At 35.6% G+C, this 25,473-nt stretch carries 19 protein-coding genes; 4 read left to right on the top strand and 15 right to left on the bottom strand.

Going from position 1 to position 25,473, the window contains the following annotated elements:
* Positions 1-11: 11 nt before the first annotated feature.
* The 4 genes from AP058_RS07565 to AP058_RS07550 form a co-directional block, all read right to left on the bottom strand.
* Complete coding sequence (locus tag AP058_RS07565; RefSeq protein ID WP_066308718.1) at positions 12-1,271, bottom strand: TolC family protein; 1,260 nt, start codon at positions 1,269-1,271, stop codon at positions 12-14.
* Positions 1,272-1,297: 26 nt separating this feature from the next.
* Positions 1,298-1,906: a TetR/AcrR family transcriptional regulator gene (locus AP058_RS07560; RefSeq protein WP_066308715.1), complete on the bottom strand. Its 609-nt coding sequence runs from the start codon at positions 1,904-1,906 to the stop codon at positions 1,298-1,300.
* A 298-nt stretch (positions 1,907-2,204) separates the two neighbouring features.
* Positions 2,205-2,870 carry a bifunctional 4-hydroxy-2-oxoglutarate aldolase/2-dehydro-3-deoxy-phosphogluconate aldolase gene (locus AP058_RS07555; RefSeq protein ID WP_066308713.1) on the bottom strand — a complete coding sequence of 222 codons (666 nt, stop codon included), beginning with the start codon at positions 2,868-2,870 and terminating at the stop codon, positions 2,205-2,207.
* A gap of 10 nt (positions 2,871-2,880) precedes the next feature.
* Positions 2,881-3,903 carry a sugar kinase gene (locus AP058_RS07550; RefSeq protein WP_066308711.1) on the bottom strand — a complete coding sequence of 341 codons (1,023 nt, stop codon included), beginning with the start codon at positions 3,901-3,903 and terminating at the stop codon, positions 2,881-2,883.
* Between the two features lie 178 nt (positions 3,904-4,081).
* Between AP058_RS07550 and AP058_RS07545 the strand changes: the two genes are divergently transcribed.
* Positions 4,082-5,113: a LacI family DNA-binding transcriptional regulator gene (locus AP058_RS07545; RefSeq protein WP_066308708.1), complete on the top strand. Its 1,032-nt coding sequence runs from the start codon at positions 4,082-4,084 to the stop codon at positions 5,111-5,113.
* 403 nt (positions 5,114-5,516) lie between these two features.
* On the opposite strand, the gene fumC is transcribed toward AP058_RS07545, so the two are convergent.
* Positions 5,517-6,902, bottom strand: coding sequence for a class II fumarate hydratase (gene fumC / locus AP058_RS07540; RefSeq protein WP_066308705.1), 1,386 nt, complete (start codon positions 6,900-6,902; stop codon positions 5,517-5,519).
* Positions 6,903-7,158: 256 nt separating this feature from the next.
* On the opposite strand from fumC, the gene AP058_RS16860 reads away from it, so the two are divergent.
* Entirely contained in the window at positions 7,159-7,332 is a 174-nt protein-coding gene (locus tag AP058_RS16860) for a hypothetical protein (protein ID WP_157492641.1), read from the top strand.
* A gap of 70 nt (positions 7,333-7,402) precedes the next feature.
* Here the strand turns inward: AP058_RS16860 and AP058_RS07535 are convergent, their stop codons facing one another.
* Together AP058_RS07535 and AP058_RS07530 are read right to left on the bottom strand one after the other, a co-directional pair.
* Complete coding sequence (locus AP058_RS07535) at positions 7,403-9,889, bottom strand: outer membrane beta-barrel family protein (RefSeq protein ID WP_066308702.1); 2,487 nt, start codon at positions 9,887-9,889, stop codon at positions 7,403-7,405.
* Between the two features lie 94 nt (positions 9,890-9,983).
* On the bottom strand, positions 9,984-10,328 hold the full coding sequence (locus tag AP058_RS07530) for an ArsC/Spx/MgsR family protein (RefSeq protein ID WP_066308700.1): 345 nt from the start codon (positions 10,326-10,328) through the stop codon (positions 9,984-9,986).
* Between the two features lie 358 nt (positions 10,329-10,686).
* Here AP058_RS07530 and AP058_RS07525 point away from each other — a divergent pair, with 358 nt between their 5' ends.
* Both AP058_RS07525 and AP058_RS07520 read left to right on the top strand, forming a co-directional pair.
* Positions 10,687-11,604, top strand: coding sequence for a CPBP family intramembrane glutamic endopeptidase (locus AP058_RS07525; RefSeq protein WP_066308697.1), 918 nt, complete (start codon positions 10,687-10,689; stop codon positions 11,602-11,604).
* A gap of 25 nt (positions 11,605-11,629) precedes the next feature.
* Positions 11,630-12,685 carry an AMP-binding protein gene (locus AP058_RS07520; RefSeq protein WP_066308695.1) on the top strand — a complete coding sequence of 352 codons (1,056 nt, stop codon included), beginning with the start codon at positions 11,630-11,632 and terminating at the stop codon, positions 12,683-12,685.
* A gap of 222 nt (positions 12,686-12,907) precedes the next feature.
* On the opposite strand, the gene AP058_RS07515 is transcribed toward AP058_RS07520, so the two are convergent.
* The 8 genes from AP058_RS07515 to AP058_RS07480 all read right to left on the bottom strand — a co-directional run bounded on the left by AP058_RS07515 (position 12,908) and on the right by AP058_RS07480 (position 25,461).
* Positions 12,908-13,885: a DUF438 domain-containing protein gene (locus AP058_RS07515; RefSeq protein ID WP_082706610.1), complete on the bottom strand. Its 978-nt coding sequence runs from the start codon at positions 13,883-13,885 to the stop codon at positions 12,908-12,910.
* Between the two features lie 274 nt (positions 13,886-14,159).
* Positions 14,160-16,580, bottom strand: coding sequence for a multicopper oxidase domain-containing protein (locus tag AP058_RS07510; RefSeq protein WP_066308693.1), 2,421 nt, complete (start codon positions 16,578-16,580; stop codon positions 14,160-14,162).
* Positions 16,581-16,586: 6 nt separating this feature from the next.
* A complete protein-coding gene (locus AP058_RS07505; RefSeq protein ID WP_066308688.1) occupies positions 16,587-19,094 on the bottom strand; it encodes a heavy metal translocating P-type ATPase in 2,508 nt (835 codons plus the stop codon).
* A gap of 196 nt (positions 19,095-19,290) precedes the next feature.
* The gene (locus AP058_RS07500) at positions 19,291-19,851 is read right to left on the bottom strand and encodes an AraC family transcriptional regulator (RefSeq protein WP_066308684.1); all 561 of its coding nucleotides are present in this window, start codon (positions 19,849-19,851) and stop codon (positions 19,291-19,293) included.
* A 135-nt stretch (positions 19,852-19,986) separates the two neighbouring features.
* The gene (locus tag AP058_RS07495; protein ID WP_066308682.1) at positions 19,987-20,817 is read right to left on the bottom strand and encodes a DUF3347 domain-containing protein; all 831 of its coding nucleotides are present in this window, start codon (positions 20,815-20,817) and stop codon (positions 19,987-19,989) included.
* A 93-nt stretch (positions 20,818-20,910) separates the two neighbouring features.
* Positions 20,911-21,378 (bottom strand): DUF1810 domain-containing protein, encoded by a 468-nt coding sequence (locus tag AP058_RS07490; RefSeq protein ID WP_066308678.1) that lies wholly within the window; start codon positions 21,376-21,378, stop codon positions 20,911-20,913.
* 283 nt (positions 21,379-21,661) lie between these two features.
* A complete protein-coding gene (locus AP058_RS07485) occupies positions 21,662-22,333 on the bottom strand; it encodes an alpha-ketoglutarate-dependent dioxygenase AlkB (protein ID WP_066308676.1) in 672 nt (223 codons plus the stop codon).
* Between the two features lie 71 nt (positions 22,334-22,404).
* On the bottom strand, positions 22,405-25,461 hold the full coding sequence (locus AP058_RS07480) for a DNA polymerase III subunit alpha (protein ID WP_066308674.1): 3,057 nt from the start codon (positions 25,459-25,461) through the stop codon (positions 22,405-22,407).
* Positions 25,462-25,473 lie beyond the last annotated feature (12 nt).

Below are 25,473 nucleotides of genomic sequence, written 5' to 3'. Positions count from 1 at the left end.
TGCATTTGGATTTAGTTTCCAGTTAAATTTTGAATTTCATATTGATTAGCAATCAGCTGAACTTCATGTATTTTAAGCGCTTGCTTGGCTTGTGTTTCTGCGTTTTTCTCAATCAGATAAGTTGTAGCAGTTGCAATTCCGTTGTCTAATTCTACCGCAGCTACTTTTGAAATGCTGTTTCTTAAAAGAACAATTTGCTTGTCTTTTTCAATCATTTCAGTTAATTGAGATACAGTCGCATCCAAACTTAGTTTTTGCGCTTGCAGGTTTGTCGTCAATACTTTTTTTTGCACTTCAATGCTTTCTGTCGCATACTCAGTTGTTTTTTTATCTTTATTTAAGGTATAAAAACTAGAAATATCCCAATTGACGCGCGCTCCCACAATATAAAAAGTGTCAAAGTCGTCATTGAGCATATTGAGTCCTGGTCTTCCGTAACCGCCTTGACCAAATAAACTGAGCTTTGGTAAAGTACCATTTGCGGATAACTGTTCTTTTTTATTTAAACTGTTTTTCTGAATTTCATAATTTTTAAATTCTAATCTTTTTGAAAAATCGTTTTCGATTGCATTTATTGCAGCAGGCGTTTCTAAGTTGGTACTGTCATTAATTTCAAGTCCAGAAAATAATGAAATTACTGCTAAAGCCGCTTTTTTATTGTAGTGATTCTGAATTAAATTTTGATCTAGTTTTAGCAGTTCCACTTTCAAAATATCGATTTGACTTTGCCTTACTGTGCCAAATTTCAGTCCCGCTTCTTGTACTTTAATGCGTTCGCTAATTTCTACTTTACTGGTTTCTAAAACAGTTGCATTCTCTTGTGCTAACAATGCAGTAAAGAAAAATTTTTGGGTTTGAAGTCGAATCTTCCTGATTTCAATTTCAACTGCATTTGTATTTACCTGCATTGACAACTCTTGCAAGTCGTTTTTAATATTGGTCATTCCGCCATCGTACAACGTCTGATTTATGTCAAGATATGCTTTGTATTGGTCTTTGCTAATGGGATTCATTCCGCAACCAGCTACGCCCGAATTAAAAGAAGTTACATCAGATTGGTAAGAAGCCTGCCCTTTTACCGAAATTTGCGGCAACCATTGTGCATTGTTGCGGGTTATGGCAATCGAATTAATTTCTTTTTCAATGTCTTTTTGTTTCAATAAAGGATAATTTTTATTGACGTTTGCCAGACAGGTTTGTAAATCAAGTTGCTGTGCAGTAGCGTTAAAAGCAAGGTTGAAAAGGAATACAATTGTTATTATTTTTCTCATAATTGAAAGTGCTTCAATAATAAATATTATCTTTTTAAACCGTTTAATAAAAGTCGTACAACCTCTGTTTTTCGTTCTTCAATTAGTCTTAGGAATTCTTGTTCTTCGACATGCGAAATAAAGATTAGTAAAGGCTTGGCCAAAAAAGGAAAGGCACAAAGAGAAATTGTGTGTATGTAGATCTGCATCGGGTCAATGTCTACAATATTTCCAGCCTTTATCTCTGCTCTAACGTGATTTAAAAATGGATCGATATTGGGCACATTTCCTTCTAATAATTCGGTAAAAAAAGCAGGACCCAAATTGTTCATTTCAGAAATAGCGAACTGCGGAATAAAAGGATTTTCTATACCAAGATCGATGTAAGTAGCAACGAAACTTTTTATCTTTTCATTAAAGCTCAAATCGCTATTTAAAATACTAAGCATATTTGGCAATGCTTGTTTGATAATAGATTTGGCTATTTTTTGATACAGTATATGTTTGCTTCGAAAATAATAATTCAAAACCGTTCTGCTAATTCCTGCGGCATCTGCAATCTCTTGCATTTTAGCGCGCTCGTATCCTTTTTCTATAAAAACAGAAAACGCGGCTGTACTTATTTGCTCTTCAATCGATTTTGTATTTGTTTTCATAAACGTCTGACGTTAATGTCAGACGCAAATGTCAGCAATTTATTTAGAATGACAAAATGATGCGTAAATTTCTTTGTAGATTGTTGTTATAGTTTACTAAATCGTTGCGCAAAGAAACCTTTCGCCGCTGATTTAAAAAGAATAAATAGATTTTTTAAAAAATATAAGCTGTGAGAATCATTTTAATCTGTGGTTATTTGTTTTAATTGATTTTCTATTCCAGCGTATTAACTGCACTGCTTTTAGACAAAAAAAAATCCTCATAAAGAGGATTTTTAACTACAAATTCACTAATAAATTATTTAAACTTGGCAATAATATCATAAACTTCTTTCACTTTTTGAGTCAATGCACTGTAATTTTTTTGAGCGATAATTTCTTTAGTAATCAATTGCGAACCCATACCTACGCAAGTAACACCAGCAGTGAACCACTCTTTCAAATTTTCTTCAGTCGGATTTACGCCGCCTGTCGGCATAATTGATGTCCATGGTTGTGGACCTTTAATGCCTTTTACAAAATCTGGACCATATAAATCGCCCGGAAAAAGTTTAACAATTTCACAACCCAGTTCCTCAGCTTTTGCAATTTCAGTTAAGGTTCCGCATCCTGGCGACCACAATACTTTTCTTCGATTGCATACAATAGCAATGTCTTCTCTTAAAACAGGTGTCACGATAAAGTTAGCACCTAATTGCATATATAAAGAAGCCGCAGCAGCATCGGTTACAGAACCAACTCCCATAATCATTCCGGGTAATTCTTTGATAGCATATTTCGTTAATTCGCCAAATATTTCGTGCGCAAAATCACCGCGCGAGGTAAATTCCATTAAACGTGAGCCACCATCGTAACACGCTTTTAAAATGTTTTTACTTAATTCAATATCATTGCTGTAAAACAACGGAATCATTCCGCTATCTTTCATTGTTTGCGCTACTTCTATTCGTGTAAATTGTGCCATTTTTTATTTTTTAACGTGATACTTTTCCTGAAAAATCACCTCCAATTAATTTTTCAATTTCCTCCTTGGTCACTAAATTATAATCTCCCGAAATAGTATGTTTCAAGCAACAAGCTGCCACCGCAAAATTTAGTGCGCGTTGCTCGTTTAGTGGTTTTTCATTCAATCCATAAATTAATCCACCCATAAAAGCATCGCCGCTGCCTACGCGATCAACTACCGGAGTTACCTCTTGGGCCTCGGCATTGTATAGTTTTTTTCCATCGTATAAAATACCACCAATGCGCTGGTGCGAAGCGCTCAAGGAATAACGCAATGTAGTCGCTGCGTATTTTAAGTTAGGACAATGCACAAAAAGAGCTTGATATAATTGAGGTAAAGAGTCTAAATTTGTATAATCTGGATTTACATCGGGCAAACCTAACATAAAATTAGCGGTAGTAAGATCACCGAGAATTACAGTACTATATTGTAGCATTTTCGGCATTATTTCATTGGGATTTTTACCGTATTTCCATAATTTAGAGCGGTAATTTAAGTCGGTTGAAATGGTAATTCCCATCTCATGTGCTATCTCAATTGCTTCCAAACAGGCTTCTGCTGTAGATTCAGATAGGGCGGGAGTGATGCCGCTCCAATGAAACCAATAGGCGTCTTTTAAGATTGTTTTCCAATCGAACATTCCTTTTTGCAACGTGGCCATGGAACTATTGGCACGGTCGTAAACGATATTACTTGCACGCGTACTCGTTCCTGTTTCGAGAAAATAAATTCCCATTCGATCCCCTTCTAATAATACATTGTTATGGCTCACATTTAATTTTCGCATTTCTTTTATCGCACAATTTCCAATTTCATTATCCGGAATTCGCGTCACATATTCGGTGTTCATTCCATAATTTGCCAAAGAAACTGCCACGTTAAATTCGCCACCACCATAAGTTGCCTTGAAGGAGTCTGCCTGAGAAAATCGCAAATGTCTTTCTGTCGAAAGGCGGAGTAATATTTCTCCAAATGTGACTATTTTTTTCATTTTATTTCAATTTCAAATTTGTACTTGGCTTTGTCGATACATCGTCTCAAAAAAGCAAGAATTTATTAATTCTCTTCAATTAAATTGCAATGCTGTAATCACTTTATTTTGAATTGCTTAAATTTTTAAAAAAAAGAAATTACATTTGTTCCATCGATTGAACAAATGTAAAAAATAATTGGAAAAAAAGAAGAAAACAACTATAAAAGATATTGCAAACTTGTTAGGAATAACTCCTTCTGCAGTTTCTAAAGCCTTAAGCAACCATCCAAGAATAAGCGATAAAACAAAATTAGCAGTTCAAGAAGCGGTGGTATCTCTTAATTATCAACCCAATTATTTGTCTAGTGCGTTACGAAAAGGGAAAAGCAACTTGGTTGGTTTAATTGTACCTCGCGTTAATACTCATTTTTATGCATCGGTTATCGAGAACATCGAAGCCGTTTTAAATTTGAGTGGTTATAATGTAATTATGGCGCAAACCAATGAATCGTATGATAAAGAATGTAAAAGTATTGATGCGCTGCTCAATATTCAAGTTGACGGTATCATAGCTTCAATAGCTAATGAAACTGTAGATTTTAGTTATTATGAAAAGATAAAAGAAAATGGTGTCCCATTAGTACTTTTTGATCGTGGAGAAAATGATTTGGAGGTAGATTATGTTGGTATTGATGATTATCACTGCAGTTATATGATCATCGAACATTTAGTAAAACAAGGATACAAGCAAATTTCGCATATAACTGGCCCCAGTCACACCCGAATTTATAACAATAGAATTAGAGGTTTTAAGGACGCACTGCAAAAATTTAATTTGTCTTTTGAACCCGATTTAATTATTGAAAGTAATTTACAAATTGAAGATGGTAGACGCATAATGACCGATTTATTGAAGAGAGACAATAGGCCAGATGCTGTTTATGCTGCCAGCGATAATGCGGCTTTAGGCGCCTTGCAAGTTTTGTTAGAGAATGGAATAAAAGTGCCAGAAGAAATAGCATTGGTTGGTTTTGGCAACGAGCCTTTCAGTTCGATTATGAGGCCTTCTATTTCGACTATTAATCAGTTCAGCGCCGAAATAGGGAAACAAGCTGCTTTGGCTTTTTTGGATCGAATTAATTTTCCAGAGAAAAAAGTAACGCTGAATAAAATTATTCTGGAAGCGGAGTTTTTAATTCGTAATTCTTCGCTACGGAAAGTTTTTTAAGAGTATTGGCTTAAAGCTTTAAAGTTTCAGAGGGATAAAGCTTCAAAGTTTAGAGCAGTAAACTTTTCTATTTCTTGCTAGGTTTTTTTTAATCTTGTGCGTATAAAATATAGATTGAGAAAAATAATGTTACGCAGTTCTAGCAAATTTCACAGAATTATCTTAGCATACTTAAAACTAGTTTAGCTTATCTCTAAAACTGAAATACGAACAAGTCTAAAAATGCTTGCACTGTTGTTAGAAAACTTATTTATTCAATCTTTTAGTCGGCTTAATCTACGTTATAAATTAGTTCTCGTGGATTAAAAATTAAAGATTTTTTATTTTATCTATAAATGTAATACCTGCAAGGTTTAAAAAAACCTTGCAGGATTGTTGTAGTTCATTTTTAGAGAAGGTGTTTCTAAACCATATCTTCGGGTTTTACCCATTCGTCAAATTGTTCTGTTGTTACATAACCCAAGCGAACGGCTTCTTCTTTTAGCGTGGTTCCATTTTTGTGAGCGGTTTGTGCTATTTCGGCCGATTTGTAATAGCCAATTTTTGTGTTTAAGGCGGTAACTAACATTAAAGAATTGGATACCAATTCTTTAATTCGTTTTTCATTCGGTTCGATGCCGCTGGCGCAATGCTCGTTGAAAGAGTTGCAGGCATCGGCTAACAATTCTGCCGACTGTAAAAAATTGGCTGCCATAACGGGCTTAAAAACATTGAGTTCGTATTGTCCTTGCATTCCGCCAACCGTTATTGCCATATCGTTGCCTATTACCTGCGCACAAACCATAGTTAAAGCTTCACATTGCGTGGGATTTACTTTGCCGGGCATGATGGAAGATCCAGGTTCATTTTCGGGAATGTGAAGCTCTCCAATTCCAGATCTTGGTCCAGACGCTAACATTCGAATATCATTGGCAATTTTGTTAAGCGAGACCGCCAATTGTTTTAAGGCACCGTGCGATTCTACAATTGCATCGTGGGCGGCTAATGCTTCAAATTTATTTTCGGCAGTTATAAAAGGATGATTGGTAAATGTAGCAATGTACTCGGCTACTTTTACTGCATAGCCTTTGGGTGTATTTAAACCAGTACCAACGGCGGTTCCGCCCAAAGCAATTTCGGATAAATGGGGTAAAGTATTTTTTATGGCTTTTATGCCGTGAGTCAGTTGTGCCGCGTATCCAGAAAGTTCTTGTCCTAAAGTTATTGGCGTTGCATCCATTAAATGCGTGCGGCCAATTTTGACAATGTCTTTGTACGCTATTGCTTTTGAATGCAACGTATCTCGTAATTGTTCGGCGGCAGGAATCGTATGTTCGACAAGTGATTGATAGGCTGCAATGTGCATGGCTGTCGGAAAAGTATCGTTGGACGATTGTGATTTGTTCACATCGTCATTGGCTTTGATAAAGGGTTCGCCTTCGCCAATTTTGAATCCTTTTAAGACTTGTGCACGATTGGCAACTACTTCGTTGACATTCATATTGCTTTGCGTTCCCGAACCGGTTTGCCAAATGACCAAAGGAAATTGATCGTCGAGTTGTCCTGCTAGAATTTCGTCGCAAACTTCGGCTATTGCATCTCGTTTTTCGGCTGATAAAACATCCAAATCACAATTGGTGTAGGCTGCTGCTTTTTTGAGAATGGCAAAACCTGCTATGATTTTTTTGGGCATGGATGCCGATGGTCCTATTTTAAAATTGTTTCGAGAGCGTTCGGTTTGCGCGCCCCAATATTTATCGGCTGGGACTTGTACGTCGCCCATGGTATCTTTTTCTATTCTGTAGTTCATGATGGTTTTTATTAAATGATTTTTAGAAAAATAGTTCCTATGAAAATTGGTGCCCTAGCCCTCATGGGAGCGGCATCCTTTTGTGTCTTTCTTTAAGGCACAAAAGATACAGTGGACAGCAGGAATAGCTTCTAAAAATAAAAATGTACTTAAATGTACGAATAAATAGATTTTTATGAAAATTGATTAACATTTTAATTGCTAAGAAAAAAATTAACAGCTACATTTGTAGCTACATTCAAAAATTCCGGAAAACATGTTTGAATTTTCACAGTATTTAGGCTTTTTACTTTTCTTAACCATCCTAACAATGGGATTTTGGTTGATGTTTTTCTTAGTAGGTTTCGTATCGTATTGGGTAGGAGGAGCTACTTGGGAAATGTACAAAGAGAAAAGAGCAAAAAAGCAAGCAGAAAGAGAATCAATTTAATTTGATTTTTATTTGTACAAAAAAAGGACCCGTTTTACGAGTCCTTTTTTTTGTGCCTTATGGTGATTAATTATCCTGGGAAACCACCACTATCTTCATTATTTTCTTTCGGAGCATTTTTATCTCTGTCCGTTTTCTTTTTGTTCAATCGGTACGTAAACGATAAGTTAAATTGTCTTTTGCGCCACTGAAATTCGCTGTACGACTCTACACTTGGTAAATACGTTTCGTTTTTCATTTTTCGCGAATTAAAAATATCACTTACGTTAAAAGCAATTGTAGCATTGTCTTTTAGAATGTCTTTACTTAGCGCAGTGTTGACCATGTATTGACCTAAACTTTTACCTTGTGCAGTGTTGCGTGGCCCAAAATACATAGCAGTCGTTTGCCAGTCAATTTTGTACGGAAGTGTTACGCGAGAGCTTACACGAGTGTACCAAGAAAAAGTTTCGTTGTTTAAGTTTTGCGTGATAACCATACCTTGCGCATCTGTATACGTGTTCTCTCCGGTTGTTTTAGATTGTGATAAATTAAAGCTTCCGTTGATTTTCCATACTTTAAATGGATTGTAGTTGGCGTTAAATTCAAAACCAATTTGATCTTGTTCTGCCAAGTTTATTGGCGTACTCATAATTACTGGTGTACCATTTACAAATTCTCCCGTTTCTAAACGTACAAATGAGAATACATCTTTGGTGTACTCATAGTAAATAGAACTGCTTAGCGTCAATTTTTCCCAACGCATTAAATAGCCTAAGTCAAATTTATCGCTAAAAGAAGGATCTAAGTCTGGATTACCTCTAAAAAAGTTAATGTTACTCGAGTAATTAGTAGCTGGATTTAAAAAATGTCCTCTTGGTCTTGACAGACGTTTACTGTAACTTAATGATAAATTACTTTTATCCGTTATCTCATAATTTACAAAAGCACTAGGAAAAAAGTTGTTGTATTTTTTGCTGTTGTAATCTTTTGTGTCCAATAAATTTACATCGATGTTGGTGTCTTCGTAACGCAAACCAAACAAATACGAGAATTTATTCACTTTAAAACCATACTGAGCATAAACCGCATGAACACGTTCAATATATTCGAGCGTGTTTGATAAATAGCCGTCGATTGCGTTTCCGCTTTGATCGGTTGTTATGCTGTACTGATTGTCAAGATTAGAGTAACTTCCTTTGTAACCCGCCTCAAACTGACTTCCTTTACCAATTGGTAATACATAGTCTGCTTGAACTTGTACTTGCTTTTGATTTTCTTTATTGAAAGTATTATCGAATGTTGCAGCAACACCGCTATTTAAAATTTCGTCTGTAATAATAGAATTTTGATTGCTGTCATTTCCTGATACCGATGCATCAATAGTTAATTTATGACCTTGATCGTCAAAATTTTTCAAGAAATTAGAGTTGTATTCAAAATCCTGACCGCTATCAGCACCGTCGCTTAAACGGTATTGGGTGTTAGCAAAAACATTGTTTGCATCAAAATTATTGTAGGTAACCAAATCGTTACCTGAACCACGATTGTCACGAAAACTAATCGAGTTCGTCCAATACGTATTGGGAGCAACTGTCCATTCGAAACCAGTTTTTGTAGAAAGGCCTTTACGAAGTCTTTCGGTATCCCTTTCTTCGTTAATGTATTTTTTTATAGAGCCGTCTGCATTAAAATATTTAGAATTTGTTGCGCCACCGCCTTCACTCGTGCGGTAATTGTATCCTGTGGTGGTAAAAAAGTTAAACTTTTCGGTTTTGTAGTTTACATTGGCACTCAAACCATAGGTTTCAGGTATTCCTGTAGAAGCAATGAAACTTCCGTTTAAACCTAAATTTTTTCCTTTTTTCAAGATAATATTTAAAATTCCTGCACCACCTTCTGCATCATAACGTGCCGATGGATTAGTAATAACTTCTACTTTATCAATCGCGTCTGCTGGAATTTGACGTAAAGCTTCCGCCATATTTAAAGCGTTTGACGGACGACCATCAATAAAAATACGTACGTTTTCGTTTCCGCGTAAGCTCACATTTCCTTCAACATCTACAGAAACAGAAGGAACGTTTTCTAGAACATCACTTACCGTTCCGCCTTTTACCAACATGTCTTGACCTACGTTGTATACTTTTTTGTCTAATTTAATTTCTACTGTCGATTTTTCGGCACGAATAACAACTTCATTCAGTTCATTTGCATCTTCAGATAAACCGATGTTTCCTAAATTAGTATTTTCTTTAATTTGCTTTTGTTTGATTTCGGTGGCTTTAAACGAAATAAACTCGACTTTTATATCGTAGATTCCAGGAGTAGCATCTACAGAAAATTTACCATTTTCATCGGTTATTCCGCCTGTAATTACTTTCGGATTTTTAGTGTCTGTTAATGTTATTGTGGCATAACCTAAAGGTTGCTTCGAAGATTTTTCGACAACAACACCGGTAACTTTTACTTTAGCTTGTTGGTTTCCTGCTCCTTGTCCGCCTGGTCGCTGTTGCGCGAAGGATAAGAATAAAGCAAAAAACGCAAGAAAGGTTAAAGCTAATTTGGATTTTCTCATTTGATGGTCTTTTATGTTTGACTGTTAGACTGCAAATGTAGCTTTGGGTTTAATGCCGTTTGTCACAAAAAAATGTTAATGCTTCGTTTTATATTTATTCTAAAAAGTTTGCTACTTTTTCTAAGTCGCGGCCAATTATCGCTATTCCATCTTTAACAACAATTGGTCTTTCGATTAATATGGGATTATCTGCCAGTGCTTGAATGATTTGCTCGTCATTTAAAGTCTGATCTTTGTACTTTTCGATCCAAATTTTTTCTTTAGTTCGGACTAATTCAAGCGGACTCAAATTTAATTTTAGAAGTAGTTGTTGCAGTTCTTCTGCAGAAGGTACATTTGATAAATACGGAATAACTTCAAACTCCTTATTTTCTTCTTGTAGGAAAGTTACGCAGCTTCTTGATTTTCCGCATCTTGGATTGTGATAAATTTGTATCATATTTTTATTTAAAAATTTAGTTAGAGATTTCTTTAAAAAAGAACTAATTTAGGCATTAAATAGACCATAATAAGTTTCTTTTTTTGCAATTTAATTCAAAAATAACGATTCTAAAAATAGCATTTATCTACTCTTTTATAAAGAAAATATAATTTTTATTATTCTGATATTCGTTTTTAAAAATTGATGAAAAAATTTTTAGAAGGAATTAAAAAGGAATTTAAAGACATCATTCTCTTATAGTTTAGATAAAGTAAAATAGAATTATGGATGAAAAAAAAGTTGGCAATACTATTTAAAAAATAAAAATCAACCCTAAAGAGGTACCACTTGGTTCGTCTTTTAAATACAATTATTTATGTTTTTAGAACAAGGTGTAAAACCTAAAAATAAATTTTGGAAATACATTATAGGCTCGGTAATAATTATTGCGGCCACCACTTTTGGACAGATTCCGTTGTATATCGCAATTTTGTACGAAACAAAAGTAAACGGTAAGCCAGAACCTGTTACCCAAGTCGATATTATGAATATGTTTGATTCTAATTTCACGTTAGTTTTAGCTTTATTGTCGTTTGTGTTTGCTTTATTCTGTCTTTTTGAAGTGGTAAAAAATCTGCACGGCCAAACTGTTTTATCAGTTACAACGACCAGAACAAAAATAGATTGGAATCGCATCTTTTTTTCATTCACTATTTGGGCAGCATTTACCATTGTCTCTATTTTGGTTTTTTACTATTTAAATCCGAATTCTTTTATTATTAATTTTAAACCGATTCCTTTTGCGATTTTGGTTGTAGTTGGTGCTATTTTAATTCCGATTCAAACTAGTACTGAAGAATATGTTTTTAGGGGATATTTGATGCAAGGTTTTGCCAATTTAGCTCGAAATAGATGGTTTCCGTTACTGATGACTTCTTTAATTTTTGGAGGATTACACTTTTTTAATCCAGAGGTAGCTAAAATGGGAAATATCGTAATGGTTTTTTATATAGGAACTGGACTATTTTTAGGGATCGTTACTTTAATGGATGAAGGTATGGAATTGGCTTTAGGATTTCATGCAGCCAATAATTTAATTAGCGCGTTGCTAATCACTTCAGATTGGTCGGCTTTTCAAACGCATTCGATTTTGAAGGACACTTCAGATCCAAATCCGATTAGCGATATTTTGATTCCTATTTTTGTTATTTATCCAATTTTGTTGTACATTTTTAGTGTCAAATACGAGTGGACAAACTGGAAAGAAAAATTAACAGGTAAAATAATTACTTAGTAATCAAATGCTTAAAATAAAACACATGAATGATTTAGAAATAACCAATAAAAATGTGCACAATAAGTTTAAGTTAAATGGCGATCATTTTACCGCAAGCGATTTGTCTCGTGTGGGCTACAGTTACGTGAAAGAAGGTGATGATTTTGAGCAATCAATAGGTGAGTTTTTGTTGGATTGGCTAGACAATAAGCCGTACGTAAGCATTATGACTTCTGGAACGACAGGAGCGCCAAAAGAAATAAGATTGTCCAAAAAAGCAATGATTGCGTCCGCTTTAGCGACGGGCAATTTTTTTGAGTTAGAACCGGGCAATAAAGCTTTACTTTGTCTGTCCAGCGATTTTATTGCAGGTAAAATGATGCTTGTTCGCAGTCTGATTTTAGGATTGGAATTGGATATTGTACTTCCTAGTTCAAAGCCTTTACATAACAATACAACGGTTTATGATTTTGTAGCAATGGTTCCTTTGCAAGTTGAAAACTCACTCGACGAGCTTAAAAATGTTAAAAAATTAATTATTGGTGGTGCAGCAATGAGTCCCGAGTTAATTGAAAAAACAAAAGGACTGAAGATTAAAATATTCGAAACGTACGGTATGACCGAGACGATTACTCACATTGCTGCTCGTGCCCTATCTGAAACTTATTTTACGGTTTTACAGCATGCTACTATTAAGGCAGACGAGCGTGGTTGTATGGTGATTTCTGCACCTTCGATCAGCGATGAAGTCATTGTAACTAATGATCTAGTTGAAATTACCAATGGAAATCAATTTGTATTTTTAGGCCGTATTGATAATATTATTAATAGCGGTGGTGTAAAACTTATTCCTGAAGTAATTGAAGCGAAGTTATCTGGAAAAATAGATGCGCGATTCTTTGTAGCAGGTGTTTCTGATGTAACTTTAGGAGAAAAATTAATTTTAATAATCGAGGGAAACAAACAGATCATTGATCCTACTATTTTTGATGGTTTAGATAAGTATTATAAGCCAAAGGAAATTCGATTTGTTTGTAAATTTATTGAAACAGAAAGCGGCAAACTCAAACGCAGTGAGACCGTTTTAGCGGCAACTTAAAATTGAACGTAAATTTTGGGTTTGCAATATTATAAAAATTTAACTACTATTTTAAAAGAGGCTATTTCACGACAAGTGAAACAGCCTTTTTTGTATTTTATACGTTCGCACACTGTTTAAAAGCATTAATGTGAAGTTGTGACAGCCATTTAATAGTATATATTCGCTTGCTTGTAATTAAAAAGCGGACTGTTTTTGAAGCTCCTGACATGGCTCATCATTTTAATCCCAGTCTAACAATCTTTTTTGACCTTCAATTTTTTTAATTTCAGTAATATCTTGAGACATTTCCAGTACTCCTTTGTATATTTTGTTATGGTCTCGAATGGCAAAGTACCTAATGTAAATAATACGTCCTTTAAAATCGAACCAAAAGTCAGCCATATCTTTATGCCCAGCCTTGAACTCATCTATAATTTTTATGACGGTATCGACGCTTTTGGGAGGATGACAAAATTTTACTTCTCTACCAATAACTCCTTTGCTTCTAGGGAACACGCGATCTTCTCCTCGATTATAAAAAATAACTTTATCGTTTTCATCCACATAGGTAATGTCTAACGGAAGAAAGCGCAGTAATAAATTGACCTGTTCTGGTGTCATGTAACCTTCGTCGTAGTGAAAGGTATTTTCTAATGAAAAAGACAAATCTCTATTTGCAGTATCTTGACTCTGATGAATGTATTCTTCTGTTATACGCGCAGGATACGGAGTAGGTTTGTGTGCTAGCATCCAACCCACTTCTTCATCACCTTCGTAAAATTCTTTCCAATCTTCATCGGTTAAAATCTCCATAGCTGTTGGAAATAATCGGACGTCTTCGACGTTCATTAAACGACGAATACCATCAATTAAATATTTTTTATTTTCGTTTATTTTTGAAAATTCTTTTTTATCATTATACGTATTCAATAATCTAATTTGATCGCGTAACGTATCATGAAACGACCACATTCCTTTGGTAGGACCATCCCAACCTCGTTTTTCTAAGTACGGAAACAGCTGGTTTTCCTTACGTATAAATCTTTTTTCGATTGTCGCTAATTGATTAAATATATTGTAATACCGCTGAAAATCCTCTTCTGGATTAGCATCATGTAGTTCTTGTAGAATAGAATCTAATAATTCGGCTTCTTCATAGTACACTTTTACCGGATGTCCTTGTGGTAGTATACTAACGGTTGGCATAAATGATTTCATAAAGTAATTTTTAAAAACAATAAAAGACAAGTTTATCTTTTATTACGCAAATATACTTTGTTTTTCAAAATGACAAACTATTTTAGCATTAATTTTTGAATTTAAATAGATGACAAGAATGTAATTGTAACGGGAAAATTGATAATGGAAGTAACACAGAAAATGTTTTTTTATTACGATTTCAAAAAAGTAATGCTATTTAAAAATACAGTGACTAGTGCGCAAAAAAAAAATGCCATTTAAAACAACTCGTTCTAAATGGCATTGGTATGATTTAATAATTCAGATTGATTCCCAATCCCCAACCCATATCACTATCGTAATGGGTAGATAAAGCACTGTTTTTGGTTAAGATATATTTTAGTCCGCCCATATATTCTTTATCGGTATTGACCATAAAGGCCATTCTCACGCGCGGTGTAATGGCAATGTCTTCTCTAAAAAGTTGCATTCTAAATTTCCCATCCTGATACACTTCGGCCTGAGCTGTTACTAACCATGGCAAAGTATAGTTGGCACCAACACTAAAAACCGCTCTACTGTCTTTGTTGCTTGATTGTCCAAAAACATTTGTTTCTGTCTCGCCAACGTCTAATTTTCGGTGTCTCCAATCAAAACCAATAAAAGGCATAAACCATTGATTTTTTCCAATGTAGCGTCCCAAATGTGTTTCTGTTTCGTATCCATCTTTATTATTGTAACCCAAACGCCATTCGGTTCCTAAGCTCCATCTTGCATTTTCAAGTGCTATTTTACCATCATTTCCGTTGGTTGCAAAATCATTTTCAGCGCTCAAATAAAGCATGTTACTTTCTTTTTGTAGCTTTTTGTATGCCCATTCTTTGTCTGGTACAAGTTCATTTGGTTGTGAATTCTCATAGCTAAATACGCGATTCATTCCGGACATCATGTGGTATAAAATGTGACAGTGAAAAAACCAGTCTCCATCTGCATTGCCATGAAACTCAATCGTATCGGTTTCCATTGGCATAATATCGATGACATTTTTTAATGGTGCATATGCTCCTTTTCCGTTCAAAACTCTAAAGTCATGACCGTGAAGGTGCATGGGGTGACGCATCATCGAGTTGTTGTACAAAGTGATTCGAACGTTTTCTCCTTTTTTTATTAGTATTTTATCTGATTCAGACAACACTTTGTTGTCCATGGACCAAACATAGCGATTCATATTTCCGGTCAATTCAAAACGAATTTCTCGCAAAGGAGCACCTTCAGGTAAAGTAGTAACTGTTGGCGACTGCAACATTCCGTAATTCAGCGTTACCATGCCTTTTTTTGACGTTGATTGATCACCGTGAGATTTGTGACTGTCCGAACTCATGTCCATTTTTTTATTCATGTCCTTTTCCGCCATCTTCATTCCATCCATTTTCATGGTGTCCATTTTCGTATCATTCATCGGCATGTCGTCCATGTCTTTGTGGTTCATGTTTTTGTGATCCATTTTCATTTCGGGCATCTTATGGTCATCCATTTTCATTCCTTCCATCTTCATCGCTGCCTTTTTAGAAAGTTCAGGATACATAACCGCATTCATGTCCATTTTTTGCAAGCTCATCTGCATCCCCATGTCGTTCATGTTTCCATTCATGTCCATCATGCCATTCATCATTTTCATGCCTTCAAAATACTTTAAACTTGGCAATTTTTCGGCCAACTGTTTTGTTCCGTGACCCAGAAATAACGAGGCAGAACCCGATCGATCTTCTGGCGTAGCTAAAAATTCAAACGCTTTTCCATCTTCGGGAATTGTTACCACAACGTCGTAAGTTTCTGATGTACCAATAATTAAGCGATCCACTTCTACAGGAACAACGTCATTTCCATCGTTGGCAACAACTGTTATTTTGCCTGCGGCGTAAGTAAGCCAGAAATAAGAGGAGGCACCTCCATTAGCAATTCTAAGCCTAATTTTATCGCCAGCTTTAAAGGTGCTTTTGTCTAAATTTTCTAATGGAGTAACAACTTGAGGTTCACTTTTACCATTAATTAAAAACTTGTTATAATAAATATCACTCACATCCATTGCCAACATTCGTTTCCATTCGTTGTTGAATTTCGTTTTAAAATGACCCGCTTTGATGGCTTCTGAGTAACTTTGTGTACTTCCTTTCTTGATCGCAAACCAATCGGATGCATTGTGCAACATTCTGGTTACATTCATTGGGTTGTAATCCGTCCATTCACTTAAAATCACTGGAATTTGAAGCAAATCATCAATTCCTTTTCTAAAGGTGACATCGTCTTTTTTCTTTTTCAAAATCATCATCCCGTACATTCCAATTTGCTCTTGCAAACCACTGTGGCTGTGGTACCAATGGGTTCCATGTTGAGTAATAGGAAAACGATAAATATGCGACGTCTTTGGCGCTATAGGCATTTGTGTCATATACGGAACGCCATCTTCTTTATTGGGCAAGTGCAAACCGTGCCAGTGCAAAGATGTTCCCACCTTTAATTCATTGTGCACATGAATTTCGGCAATATCACCTTCAGTAAAAGTTAAGGTTGGCATTGGAATTTGGCCATTTACAGCTATTGCTTTTTTCTGTTTTCCCGAAAAATTAACCACAGTATCGCGGACATATAAATCGTATCGAACGACATTTTGAGCCACAGCCATTTGAAAAGCTACTAGTGCAAAAGTCATCGTTAATAGGAGGTTTTTTTTCATTTTTTTTTAAATTTTAGCTGAACGCAAACGCAAAGCATTAACAATTACCGAAACTGAACTGAAACTCATGGCAACGGCAGCAATCATTGGAGATAATAAAATTCCGAAAAACGGATATAAAATTCCCGCTGCAATAGGTACGCCCAAAATATTGTATATAAAGGCAAAAAATAAGTTTTGCTTAATGTTTTTCATCACTGCATGACTTAGGTTTTTGGCTTTCACAATTCCTTGCAAGTCACCTTTGACCAAAGTTATTTTGGCACTTTCTATGGCAACGTCTGTTCCTGTTCCCATTGCTATTCCTATATCGGCTTGCGCAAGGGCAGGAGCATCGTTTATTCCGTCACCAGCCATCGCGACCACTTTTCCTTGGGCTTGTAATTTTTTAATAAACTCCAGTTTGTCTTGTGGTAGAAACCCTGCTTTAAAGTCGGTCAAATGCAATTGATCTGCCACGGCTTTGGCCGTATTTTCATTATCACCCGTTAGCATAATAACTTCGACACCTTGATCTTGTAATGTTTTTATCGCAGCTACGCTGGTCTTTTTAATAGCATCAGTAATGGTTACAAAACCAACTGCAGTAGCATTAATACCTATATATGAAACCGTTTTACCTTGTTTTTGCTCGGCGGCAACTTGTTCTTTTTGCTCAGCTGTAAGTGAAATTTGCAACTGTTCCATCAATTTATCATTTCCAAGAGCAATTTTATCATTGGCAATTGTACCGACAACACCTTTGCCAGAAAAATTTTCAAAATTCTGAACATCGGTTAACTCCATTTTTTTGTCTTTGGCAAAATTAACCACGGCTTCCGCCAAAGGATGCTCGCTTGATTGATTGAGCGATGCAATTTTATGAAGCAAGTCATCAGTTGGACCTTCCTGAAAGGCAACTACCTTTTCTACAGAAGGCTTTCCTTCGGTGATAGTTCCCGTTTTATCCGTGATCAAAACATCTACTTTATTCATGTTTTCTAAGGCCTCTGCATTTTTGATCAGCACACCAGATTGTGCGCCCTTACCAACACCAACCATAACCGACATAGGTGTGGCAAGACCTAATGCACAAGGACAAGCAATAATTAATACCGCAACTGCATTTATAAAACCATAAACCATACTTGGAGCAGGTCCGAATAAGTACCATATAAAAAAGGTAAGTATTGAAATTAAAATGACAATGGGTACAAAATATTTAGCAATGGTATCGGCTAATTTTTGAATCGGTGCACGTGAACGACTTGCATCAGTAACCATTTGTACAATTTGGGCAAGCAACGTATCTGAACCTACTTTTTCTGCAACCATCACAAATGATTTATTGCCATTTATCGTTCCCGCACTTACTGAGTCTCCTTCCGCTTTATCTACAGGAATTGGTTCTCCCGTAATCATTGATTCATCAACGTGACTGCTTCCAGTTTTTATTTTTCCATCAACCGGAATTTTTTCACCTGGTTTTACACGCAATAAATCGTCTTTTTTGATATCGTGAATAGAGATCGTTTGGTCTTTTCCATCTTGTACTAAAGTGGCATCTGTTGGCGCTAATTTCAAAAGTGCTTTTATGGCGCCACTGGTTTGACTGTGCGCTTTCGCTTCCATCAATTGTCCTAATAAAACAAGCGTCAAAATAACGGTTGCTGCTTCAAAATATAAGTGGATCGTACCGTGATGGGTTTTAAATTCGTCTGGAAAAAGTTCTGGAAAGAACATTCCGATTACGCTAAAAATAAAAGCCACACTTGTTCCAATTCCGATAAGGGTGAACATATTTAAATTGAGCGTCACAATCGATTTCCATGCGCGTCTAAAAAACATCCAACCCGCATAAAAAACAACGGGAATAGATAATACAAATTGTACCCAATTCCAGTTCGGAATAGATAGTAATTTTTCCAGAGGATTGTTCGGAATCATTTCGCTCATCGCGATAATAAAAATTGGGAGCGTAAATAAAACGGCAATTTTAAACTTCTTCAGTAAATCTTTGTATGTTTTATTGTCTTCGCTTGCTGACGGTTGCATGGGAACCAAATCCATTCCGCAAATCGGGCAACTTCCGGGAGCATCAGTTATAATTTCAGGATGCATCGGACAAGTGTACTGTTGCGTTTGATTCAGAACGGGTTGTTGCACTAAATCCATTCCGCAAACTGGACAATCTCCAGCTTTGTCATATACTTTGTCCCCTTCACAAAACATAGGGCAGTAATATTTGCCTTCTGCTACTTTGTGTTTTGTAGTTTTTGCGGGAGCGTGATCATGCGTAGACGAACAACATGATTTTTTAGGTTTTTCGTGTTCTGAAGTAATCGTATAATCTCCAACTGCCGAGAGCGCTTCTTGAAACTCGTCAATGGGAATGTGTTTGTCCATAGTGATTGTGGCTGCAGGCGGGTCTAGCGTCACCGTTGCTTGAACTCCTTCAATCGTGTTCAATGTTTTCTCTACTTTAGATCGGCAGCCGTTGCACGACATGCCGCTTATTTGATAGTGATGTATCATTACTTTTCTTTTTTAAGATTAGTAACGCGAATAAAACGTTTCAAATTTCAAATAAATTATTTGTTATTTCAAAACGTAACAGGTTTGTTTTCTGATAAGTAAGGTCGATTTTTACCTTTGATTCACATTAGTGTTACAAATTTAACTAATAAATGCAGTTAAACTATTGTAGAATTTTAGATACCATTTGTAAGATTTACAACGTATCTATTTGAAGCCTATTTTTCTTTTTGAGATTCTTAAAGTATGTTGGAGAAAAACCAGTTACTTTTTTGAATTGATTGCTTAAATGAGAAACATTGCTGTAATGCAATTGAAAAGCAATTTGACTTAAGGTAAGCTCGTCGTATACCAGTAGTTCTTTTACTTTTTCTATTTTTTGAGCTATCAAAAACTTTTCTATTGTTGTTCCTTCAACTTCCGAAAAAAGGGCAGTTAAGGTGCTGTAGTCTTGCTGAATTTCGTCAGCTAAAAATTGAGATAAGTTAGTTGATAGTTGGTCTTTTTTATGGTGAACCAAATCTATTATCAACGTTTTTATTTTATCAATGGTTTTACTTTTTTTATCATCCAATAATTCAAAACCCAGCGTACTTAAAGTATGTATTAATTCTGATTTTACAGTATCAATGGTGTCTTCTTTTAATTCTATTTCTCCCAATTCAACCAAAATAGGATGCAATCCGAGTTTTTCTAACTCCGATTGTACCGCCGTTTTGCAGCGGTCGCACACCATATTTTTAATAAATAGTTTCATGTACTGGAGATTTTATTTATAATTTAAAAATTAGAAAATGTGTAGTAAGAAGACACTTAAAAAAAATAGCTTTTAATTGCCGCTATTAAAATTGTAATAACAGCAACTAAAAGCTACTACTTTATTAATAAAAATTTACTGAATAACCTCATTTACACCACCACAACTCATCATTTTAGAGCCGTAGTATGGATTTTTGATCGCTTTTTCGGTGCTCAACCAATTGCCACCTTTATTATTATTTGCCATTGGACAATATTGGTAATAAACCGGTGTAGTGTTTTTAGTCACTTTCATCAAGTTGTACATGTTTGGAGACAAAGTAGTAAAGGCAACACGTTGTTTCTCGACATCTTTGGTAGCTGCAATTTTCTCAGCATCCGATTTTAAAGCTTTCATTACTTTCATCCAAACGGCGTGTACGTCTTTTGAAAGTGCATCTATTTTTACACCGTCGATTGCTGTTACTAAATTTTTAGCTTTCGCCGAAGAAGTTGCAGCGTCTGTTTGTACCAGGGCATCTTTTACCTCAAAATACGAACTATAAACGCTAGCCAACGGATTATCTTTTGCAAGCACGTCAATAGGCATTATTGCAGCAGTTTCTGTTTCTGTCACTGCTTTTGGATTACGGTCATAATGACAACAATCAGCCAATTTGTTGTATGCTTCGGCAGTTGCCAAATGATCTTCGCTATCGTAACCAGACATTGCAATGCGTTTTAAAACATCTTCTTTATTGGTTAAAGTTGAATCGAAAGTAATGCTTGCCATTTTGGTATCCGAATTCCAATCTACTTTGGCAATTTGATCTAAATTTCCTGCCTTTTCAATTGTTTTTTCGCACTTCTCGCAGTTGCCATAAATTTTGGCAGTTTCTGTTTTGGCATTATTTATTTTTGCATCGCAAGCGGCAAGAGTAAAAAATAAAGTAATTGCCATGCATGTTTGGAAAAATGATTTCATAAGAGTGATATTTTAAACTAATTAATATTTTTTTATAAAAATAAAGATAGTGACTTTTAACGATCGTTTTATGTTTAAGACAGAATCTATGTTTTAAAATTCGGCAGTTTCGGTCGGAATAGCTTCGGTTTGTTCACTTTCGATTATTGACAAAGTTTTAGAGTCTAAATTACCAGAGAAAAATGCATCTAAGATTTCCTGAAAAATAGGATGCGTATTTTCTAAAACACTAAAAAGTGTCATAGAAGAACGTAACTTTCGAGCATTTAAATCTCCAAAAATACCTTCTGCTGATTTTCTTTTTAAAGTCAATAGTAATTCTGAAATCTCTATAAAATGCTTGCCTAAAATAGGGTGTGCTAAAAATGCTTCTGCTTCTTTTACGTTTGCAATAGCGTAAAGAACAGAAGTATCGCTCGATCCCAGTCCTTTGATTTGAGGAAAGATAAACCACATCCAATGCGTTTCTTTTTTTCCTTTGGTAAGTTCTGCCAAAGCATTAAGATACATTTTGTTTTGAGCCTCTAAAAATCGCGTTAAATCTGTATTTGAGTATGCCATTGTAGTAATAAATTGGTGTGAAAAAGTTTTCAAAAGTAGTGAAAAAGAAAGCTGCTGCCTACGGAAAAGAATCAACAACAATTCCTTTTCTCCGTTAAGGGTTATTTATCAAGTCATTTTTGTGTTTAAAAAGTTTATTTTAATGTTTTTTTAAAGTTTTAGAAGGAAGTATTTGTTACTTTAACTCCTAGTTCTAATTTTATTTATAACCTAGTTTTAGCGATATAAAGCTTTGATTCGCAAAATTAAACTTACTTTATTAAAATTTATAATGGACTAAATTTTAGTATAACTTCATGGTTTGATCTAAATGTTGCATTTTTGATTGCTGTAAATTTCTATTGGTTTGTCTAAATGTTAAATTAATTCTTGGTAAGACTTCTCGCGCTGTTTTGGGAACTTGATGCTGCCAAAAACTGTTTGTTGTTCCCGACATTAAAAGAAAAGAACCGTGATGCAACGGAATTTCAACTTGTTTTTGGTCTTTGTTAAATTTATGCCGCAAACGAAACAGCCGTGTTTCTCCAAAAGTCACCGATGCAATTGTGGGGTTTTTGCCCGAATTGTGTTCTTTGTCGCTGTGCCAAGCCACGCCATCGTTACCATCTCTGTACAAATTTAGCAGTACACTATTGAACGCAACTGCCGTTTGGTCTTCGACCCGTTTTCTAATAGTGAGCAATTCGGGAGTCCAATCGGAAACTTCGGTATTGCAATCTATATTATTCTTGTCTTCGTACCACGCAATCATTCTGGGAGCTGTTACGTTTTTTTCGAATAGCGTCATTTCGTATGCTTTCCATTTGGTTTGATGTAGCATTTGTTCGTAATAATAATCCGCTTCGTCTTTACTAAAAAAATTATCGATCAATAGTAACTCAGCATCTGGCAAATCAAATGTTACTGTACCTTTTGTACCTGAAGTAAAAAGTGCTGTATCGTTAAATAATTGCATTACTTTTTTCTTTAAAGATTAATTTTAAACACTTACGATTTCTGTATAAAATAATTTAGCTAGAAGTACATCTATACTTTCATTTTATATCTTGGCAATCCAATTTCATGCTCTTGCGGATACGGCGCTCTTTGTGTATTACTTACATCTTCTTTTAGTTTTTGTTGGGTTTTAAATTGATGGTCTTCAGAATTACTGTACCTCGGATCGGCAATAAAAGGCATTTTCGCCATTTTATTTATAGTAACCGTTGGAAAATGATAATCAACTTCGACTGTTCCCAGAAGCAAATAACAGCCACCTCCTTGAAATGGATAATGCACTAAATTATCTGGAAAATGGACAGTGTCAAAATATGAACCTTCATGATCGATCCAAGTGCCAAAATACATCGCACCCCTTTTGGTAGGAACGTGTTTTCTAGAAATAAGATAAGCCAGCATGCGCACTTGTTTTTTATGGTGTAAAATCAAATCTTTTGCCATAATATCGCCGCGATGTGTGGTTTGTAATAGATCAAAAGGACTACAAGAAACAGGAAAACTCAAAAGTTCTATTTCATCAAAAGCATCTTCAAAAAAAGAACGTTCTAGGGTAGGGAGTTTATAGTCTTTTACGGGTTCTTGCATCAATAATAAACTGCGATTCTCAGGTTTAAAATTGTTCAACAGTAAACTAGCGATTACTAAAAGTTGGTTTTTGGTTTTGGTTGTAAAACGAAAAGCGCCGATAAAAATTAAAACTTTGATTCCTTCAATTCCCATCGGTATCCGATTGATGAAATCTTCTAAAGAAATAAAAAGTCCGTTTTTAGCACGATCCGAAACGATAAACGAGGTCATTTTAGAATCTAAACCCATCAATTGCATAAACCCTAAATAAATAAGAGTTCCACTAACTGTGGTTTCTAAATCACTATTATTCACACATGGATTTTCAATTTTTCCTCCCGCCATGCGTGCTTCGTGTACATAGACTTCGGTTCTGTAAAAACCACCTTGATTGTTGATCACAGCGACCATAAACTCTACAGGATAATGGACTTTTAGATACAAACTTTGGTAACTTTCTACCGCATAAGAAGCCGAATGCGCTTTGCAAAAAGAATAGCCCGCAAAAGATTCAATCTGACGGTAAATTTCTTCACTAAGTTTTACAGGATGCCCTTTTTGGGCACAACTCGCAAAAAAGTTATCTTTTACATTTTGTAAAGCTTGCAAAGAACGGCCCTTGCCACTCATCGCCCGACGCAGAATATCACCATCGGCAGCGGGAAGTCCACCATAATGCAAGGCAATTTTGATCACATCTTCCTGATAAACCATAATGCCGTAAGTTTCGCCCAGTTGTTCTTCGAATACTTTATGAAAATATTCAAATTTTGTGGGATGGTTGTGTCTGAAAATGTATTCTTTCATCATACCCGATTGCGCCACTCCAGGACGAATGATCGAAGAAGCGGCAACCAAAACTTTGTAATTGTCGCAACTCAAACGGCGCAACAAACCACGCATCGCAGGACTTTCGATATAAAAACAACCAATCGTTTTGCCTTGTGCTAAAAAAATATTGCACAAAGCTTCATTTTTAGAAAGCGAAGTATCTCTAATATTGACGCGAATTCCCCTGTTTTTCTCGATTAGTTTTACGGTGTCATCAATATGTCCAATACCGCGTTGGCTTAAAATATCGAACTTTTCAAAACCAATATCTTCAGCGACGTGCATGTCAAAAAGCACAATAGGAAACCCTTTCGGCGGCATTTCTAAAGGCGTGTAGTTGGTGATTGGTTCTTCAGAAATGATAATACCACAGGAGTGCATGCTCCGTTGGTTGGGATATTTCTCTAATAACATCCCGTATTCTTGTACGTATTTTACAACCGAATTACTTTCGTGTAAATTCATGGGATTTTTGGCCAATTTGTCGAGTTCCTCTTTCGGAAGTCCGAATACTTTGCCTACTTCTCTAAAGATCGAACGGTATTTAAATTCGACATTGGTGCCGCAAAAAGCCACATTTTCATAGCCGTAACGGTTAAAAATATATTCTAAAATAGTATCACGCTCTTTCCAACTCCAATCAATATCAAAATCGGGCGGACTTTTGCGATTGATATTCAAGAATCGTTCAAAATACAAGTCGAGTTCTAGCGGGCAAATATCAGTAATGCCCAAACAATAAGCGATGATGCTATTGGCGCCGCTGCCACGTCCAATGTGCATGAATCCGCGGCTGTTGCTGTAGCGAATAATATCCCAAGTGATTAAAAAATAACCGCTAAACTGCAATTCATCAATTACTTTTAACTCTTTTTCAACTCTTTCTTGAGCAGGAATATTATTGGCACCATAACGCCAAATCAATCCTTGATGCGCCAAAGTAGTTAACAATGCCAAGTCAGTTTTGCGATTGGCGGTATAGAATTTTTTGTTTTTGGGTGTTTTAAAATCGTAGTTAAAATTGCATTCCGCACTAATTCGTTCGGTATTGGCAATCAGTTCTGGATAATTTTCGTAGGTTTCTAAAACTGAGTCGAGCGGAACCATCACTTCAGAAAGTTTGCAATAATCACTTTCAGTAAGTTTAGACAAAAGAGAGTTGGTGTCAATTGCTCTTAATATTTTATGCAAATTGTACTCTTTTTTAGTTCTAAAAGTCACTGGTTTTAGAACCACCATTTGTGCTTTTCTACTTTGGTATTTCAGATGAAAAAGTTTGGGTAAATCTTCGGGTGTCATTCCTATAAATTCATTTTCCCGTAATGTTTCAGGTGCTTTTTCTAAAGGATAAATAATAAAAACGGACTTGAATTCGGGAGCAATTATTGGCAAAGGTGCTCCGCTAAAATTGTGTTTGGTCAAGAAGCGATTCATTTCGGCTAATCCGCTGGCATTTTTAGCCAAACCAATGTAACGCAATTGCTGTTCAGAACGAAATTCTATTCCTACCAGAGGTTTTATTCCCACTAGTTCGCAACCTTTTATAAAATCATATATTCCGGTTACGGTATTAATATCAGTCAACGCCATTGTTTTTACGCCACAATTTACCGCTTGACTGATGAGGTCTTGAAGCGGAATAGTGCCGTAGCGCAACGAATGAAAAGAATGACAATTGAGGTACATGATATTGGAATT

Origin of the sequence: Flavobacterium sp. TAB 87, assembly GCF_001529295.1 — a bacterium.
Classification (GTDB): Bacteria; Bacteroidota; Bacteroidia; order Flavobacteriales; family Flavobacteriaceae; genus Flavobacterium.
The sequence above is the reverse complement of the archived record's forward strand: the minus strand, read 5'-3'. Positions and strand labels throughout refer to the sequence as shown.

Bases quoted from the DNA above. Each gene is read 5' to 3' on its own strand.
- AP058_RS07565 (WP_066308718.1), bottom strand. From the start codon at position 1,271: ATGAGAAAAATAATAACAATTGTATTCCTTTTCAACCTTGCTTTTAAC.
- AP058_RS07560 (WP_066308715.1), bottom strand. From the start codon at position 1,906: ATGAAAACAAATACAAAATCGATTGAAGAGCAAATAAGTACAGCCGCG.
- AP058_RS07555 (WP_066308713.1), bottom strand. From the start codon at position 2,870: ATGGCACAATTTACACGAATAGAAGTAGCGCAAACAATGAAAGATAGC.
- AP058_RS07550 (WP_066308711.1), bottom strand. From the start codon at position 3,903: ATGAAAAAAATAGTCACATTTGGAGAAATATTACTCCGCCTTTCGACA.
- fumC (WP_066308705.1), bottom strand. From the start codon at position 6,902: ATGAACTACAGAATAGAAAAAGATACCATGGGCGACGTACAAGTCCCA.
- AP058_RS16860 (WP_157492641.1), top strand. From the start codon at position 7,159: ATGTTTGAATTTTCACAGTATTTAGGCTTTTTACTTTTCTTAACCATC.
- AP058_RS07535 (WP_066308702.1), bottom strand. From the start codon at position 9,889: ATGAGAAAATCCAAATTAGCTTTAACCTTTCTTGCGTTTTTTGCTTTA.
- AP058_RS07530 (WP_066308700.1), bottom strand. From the start codon at position 10,328: ATGATACAAATTTATCACAATCCAAGATGCGGAAAATCAAGAAGCTGC.
- AP058_RS07525 (WP_066308697.1), top strand. From the start codon at position 10,687: ATGTTTTTAGAACAAGGTGTAAAACCTAAAAATAAATTTTGGAAATAC.
- AP058_RS07520 (WP_066308695.1), top strand. From the start codon at position 11,630: ATGAATGATTTAGAAATAACCAATAAAAATGTGCACAATAAGTTTAAG.
- AP058_RS07515 (WP_082706610.1), bottom strand. From the start codon at position 13,885: ATGAAATCATTTATGCCAACCGTTAGTATACTACCACAAGGACATCCG.
- AP058_RS07510 (WP_066308693.1), bottom strand. From the start codon at position 16,580: ATGAAAAAAAACCTCCTATTAACGATGACTTTTGCACTAGTAGCTTTT.
- AP058_RS07505 (WP_066308688.1), bottom strand. From the start codon at position 19,094: ATGATACATCACTATCAAATAAGCGGCATGTCGTGCAACGGCTGCCGA.
- AP058_RS07500 (WP_066308684.1), bottom strand. From the start codon at position 19,851: ATGAAACTATTTATTAAAAATATGGTGTGCGACCGCTGCAAAACGGCG.
- AP058_RS07495 (WP_066308682.1), bottom strand. From the start codon at position 20,817: ATGAAATCATTTTTCCAAACATGCATGGCAATTACTTTATTTTTTACT.
- AP058_RS07490 (WP_066308678.1), bottom strand. From the start codon at position 21,378: ATGGCATACTCAAATACAGATTTAACGCGATTTTTAGAGGCTCAAAAC.
- AP058_RS07485 (WP_066308676.1), bottom strand. From the start codon at position 22,333: ATGCAATTATTTAACGATACAGCACTTTTTACTTCAGGTACAAAAGGT.
- AP058_RS07480 (WP_066308674.1), bottom strand. From the start codon at position 25,461: ATGTACCTCAATTGTCATTCTTTTCATTCGTTGCGCTACGGCACTATT.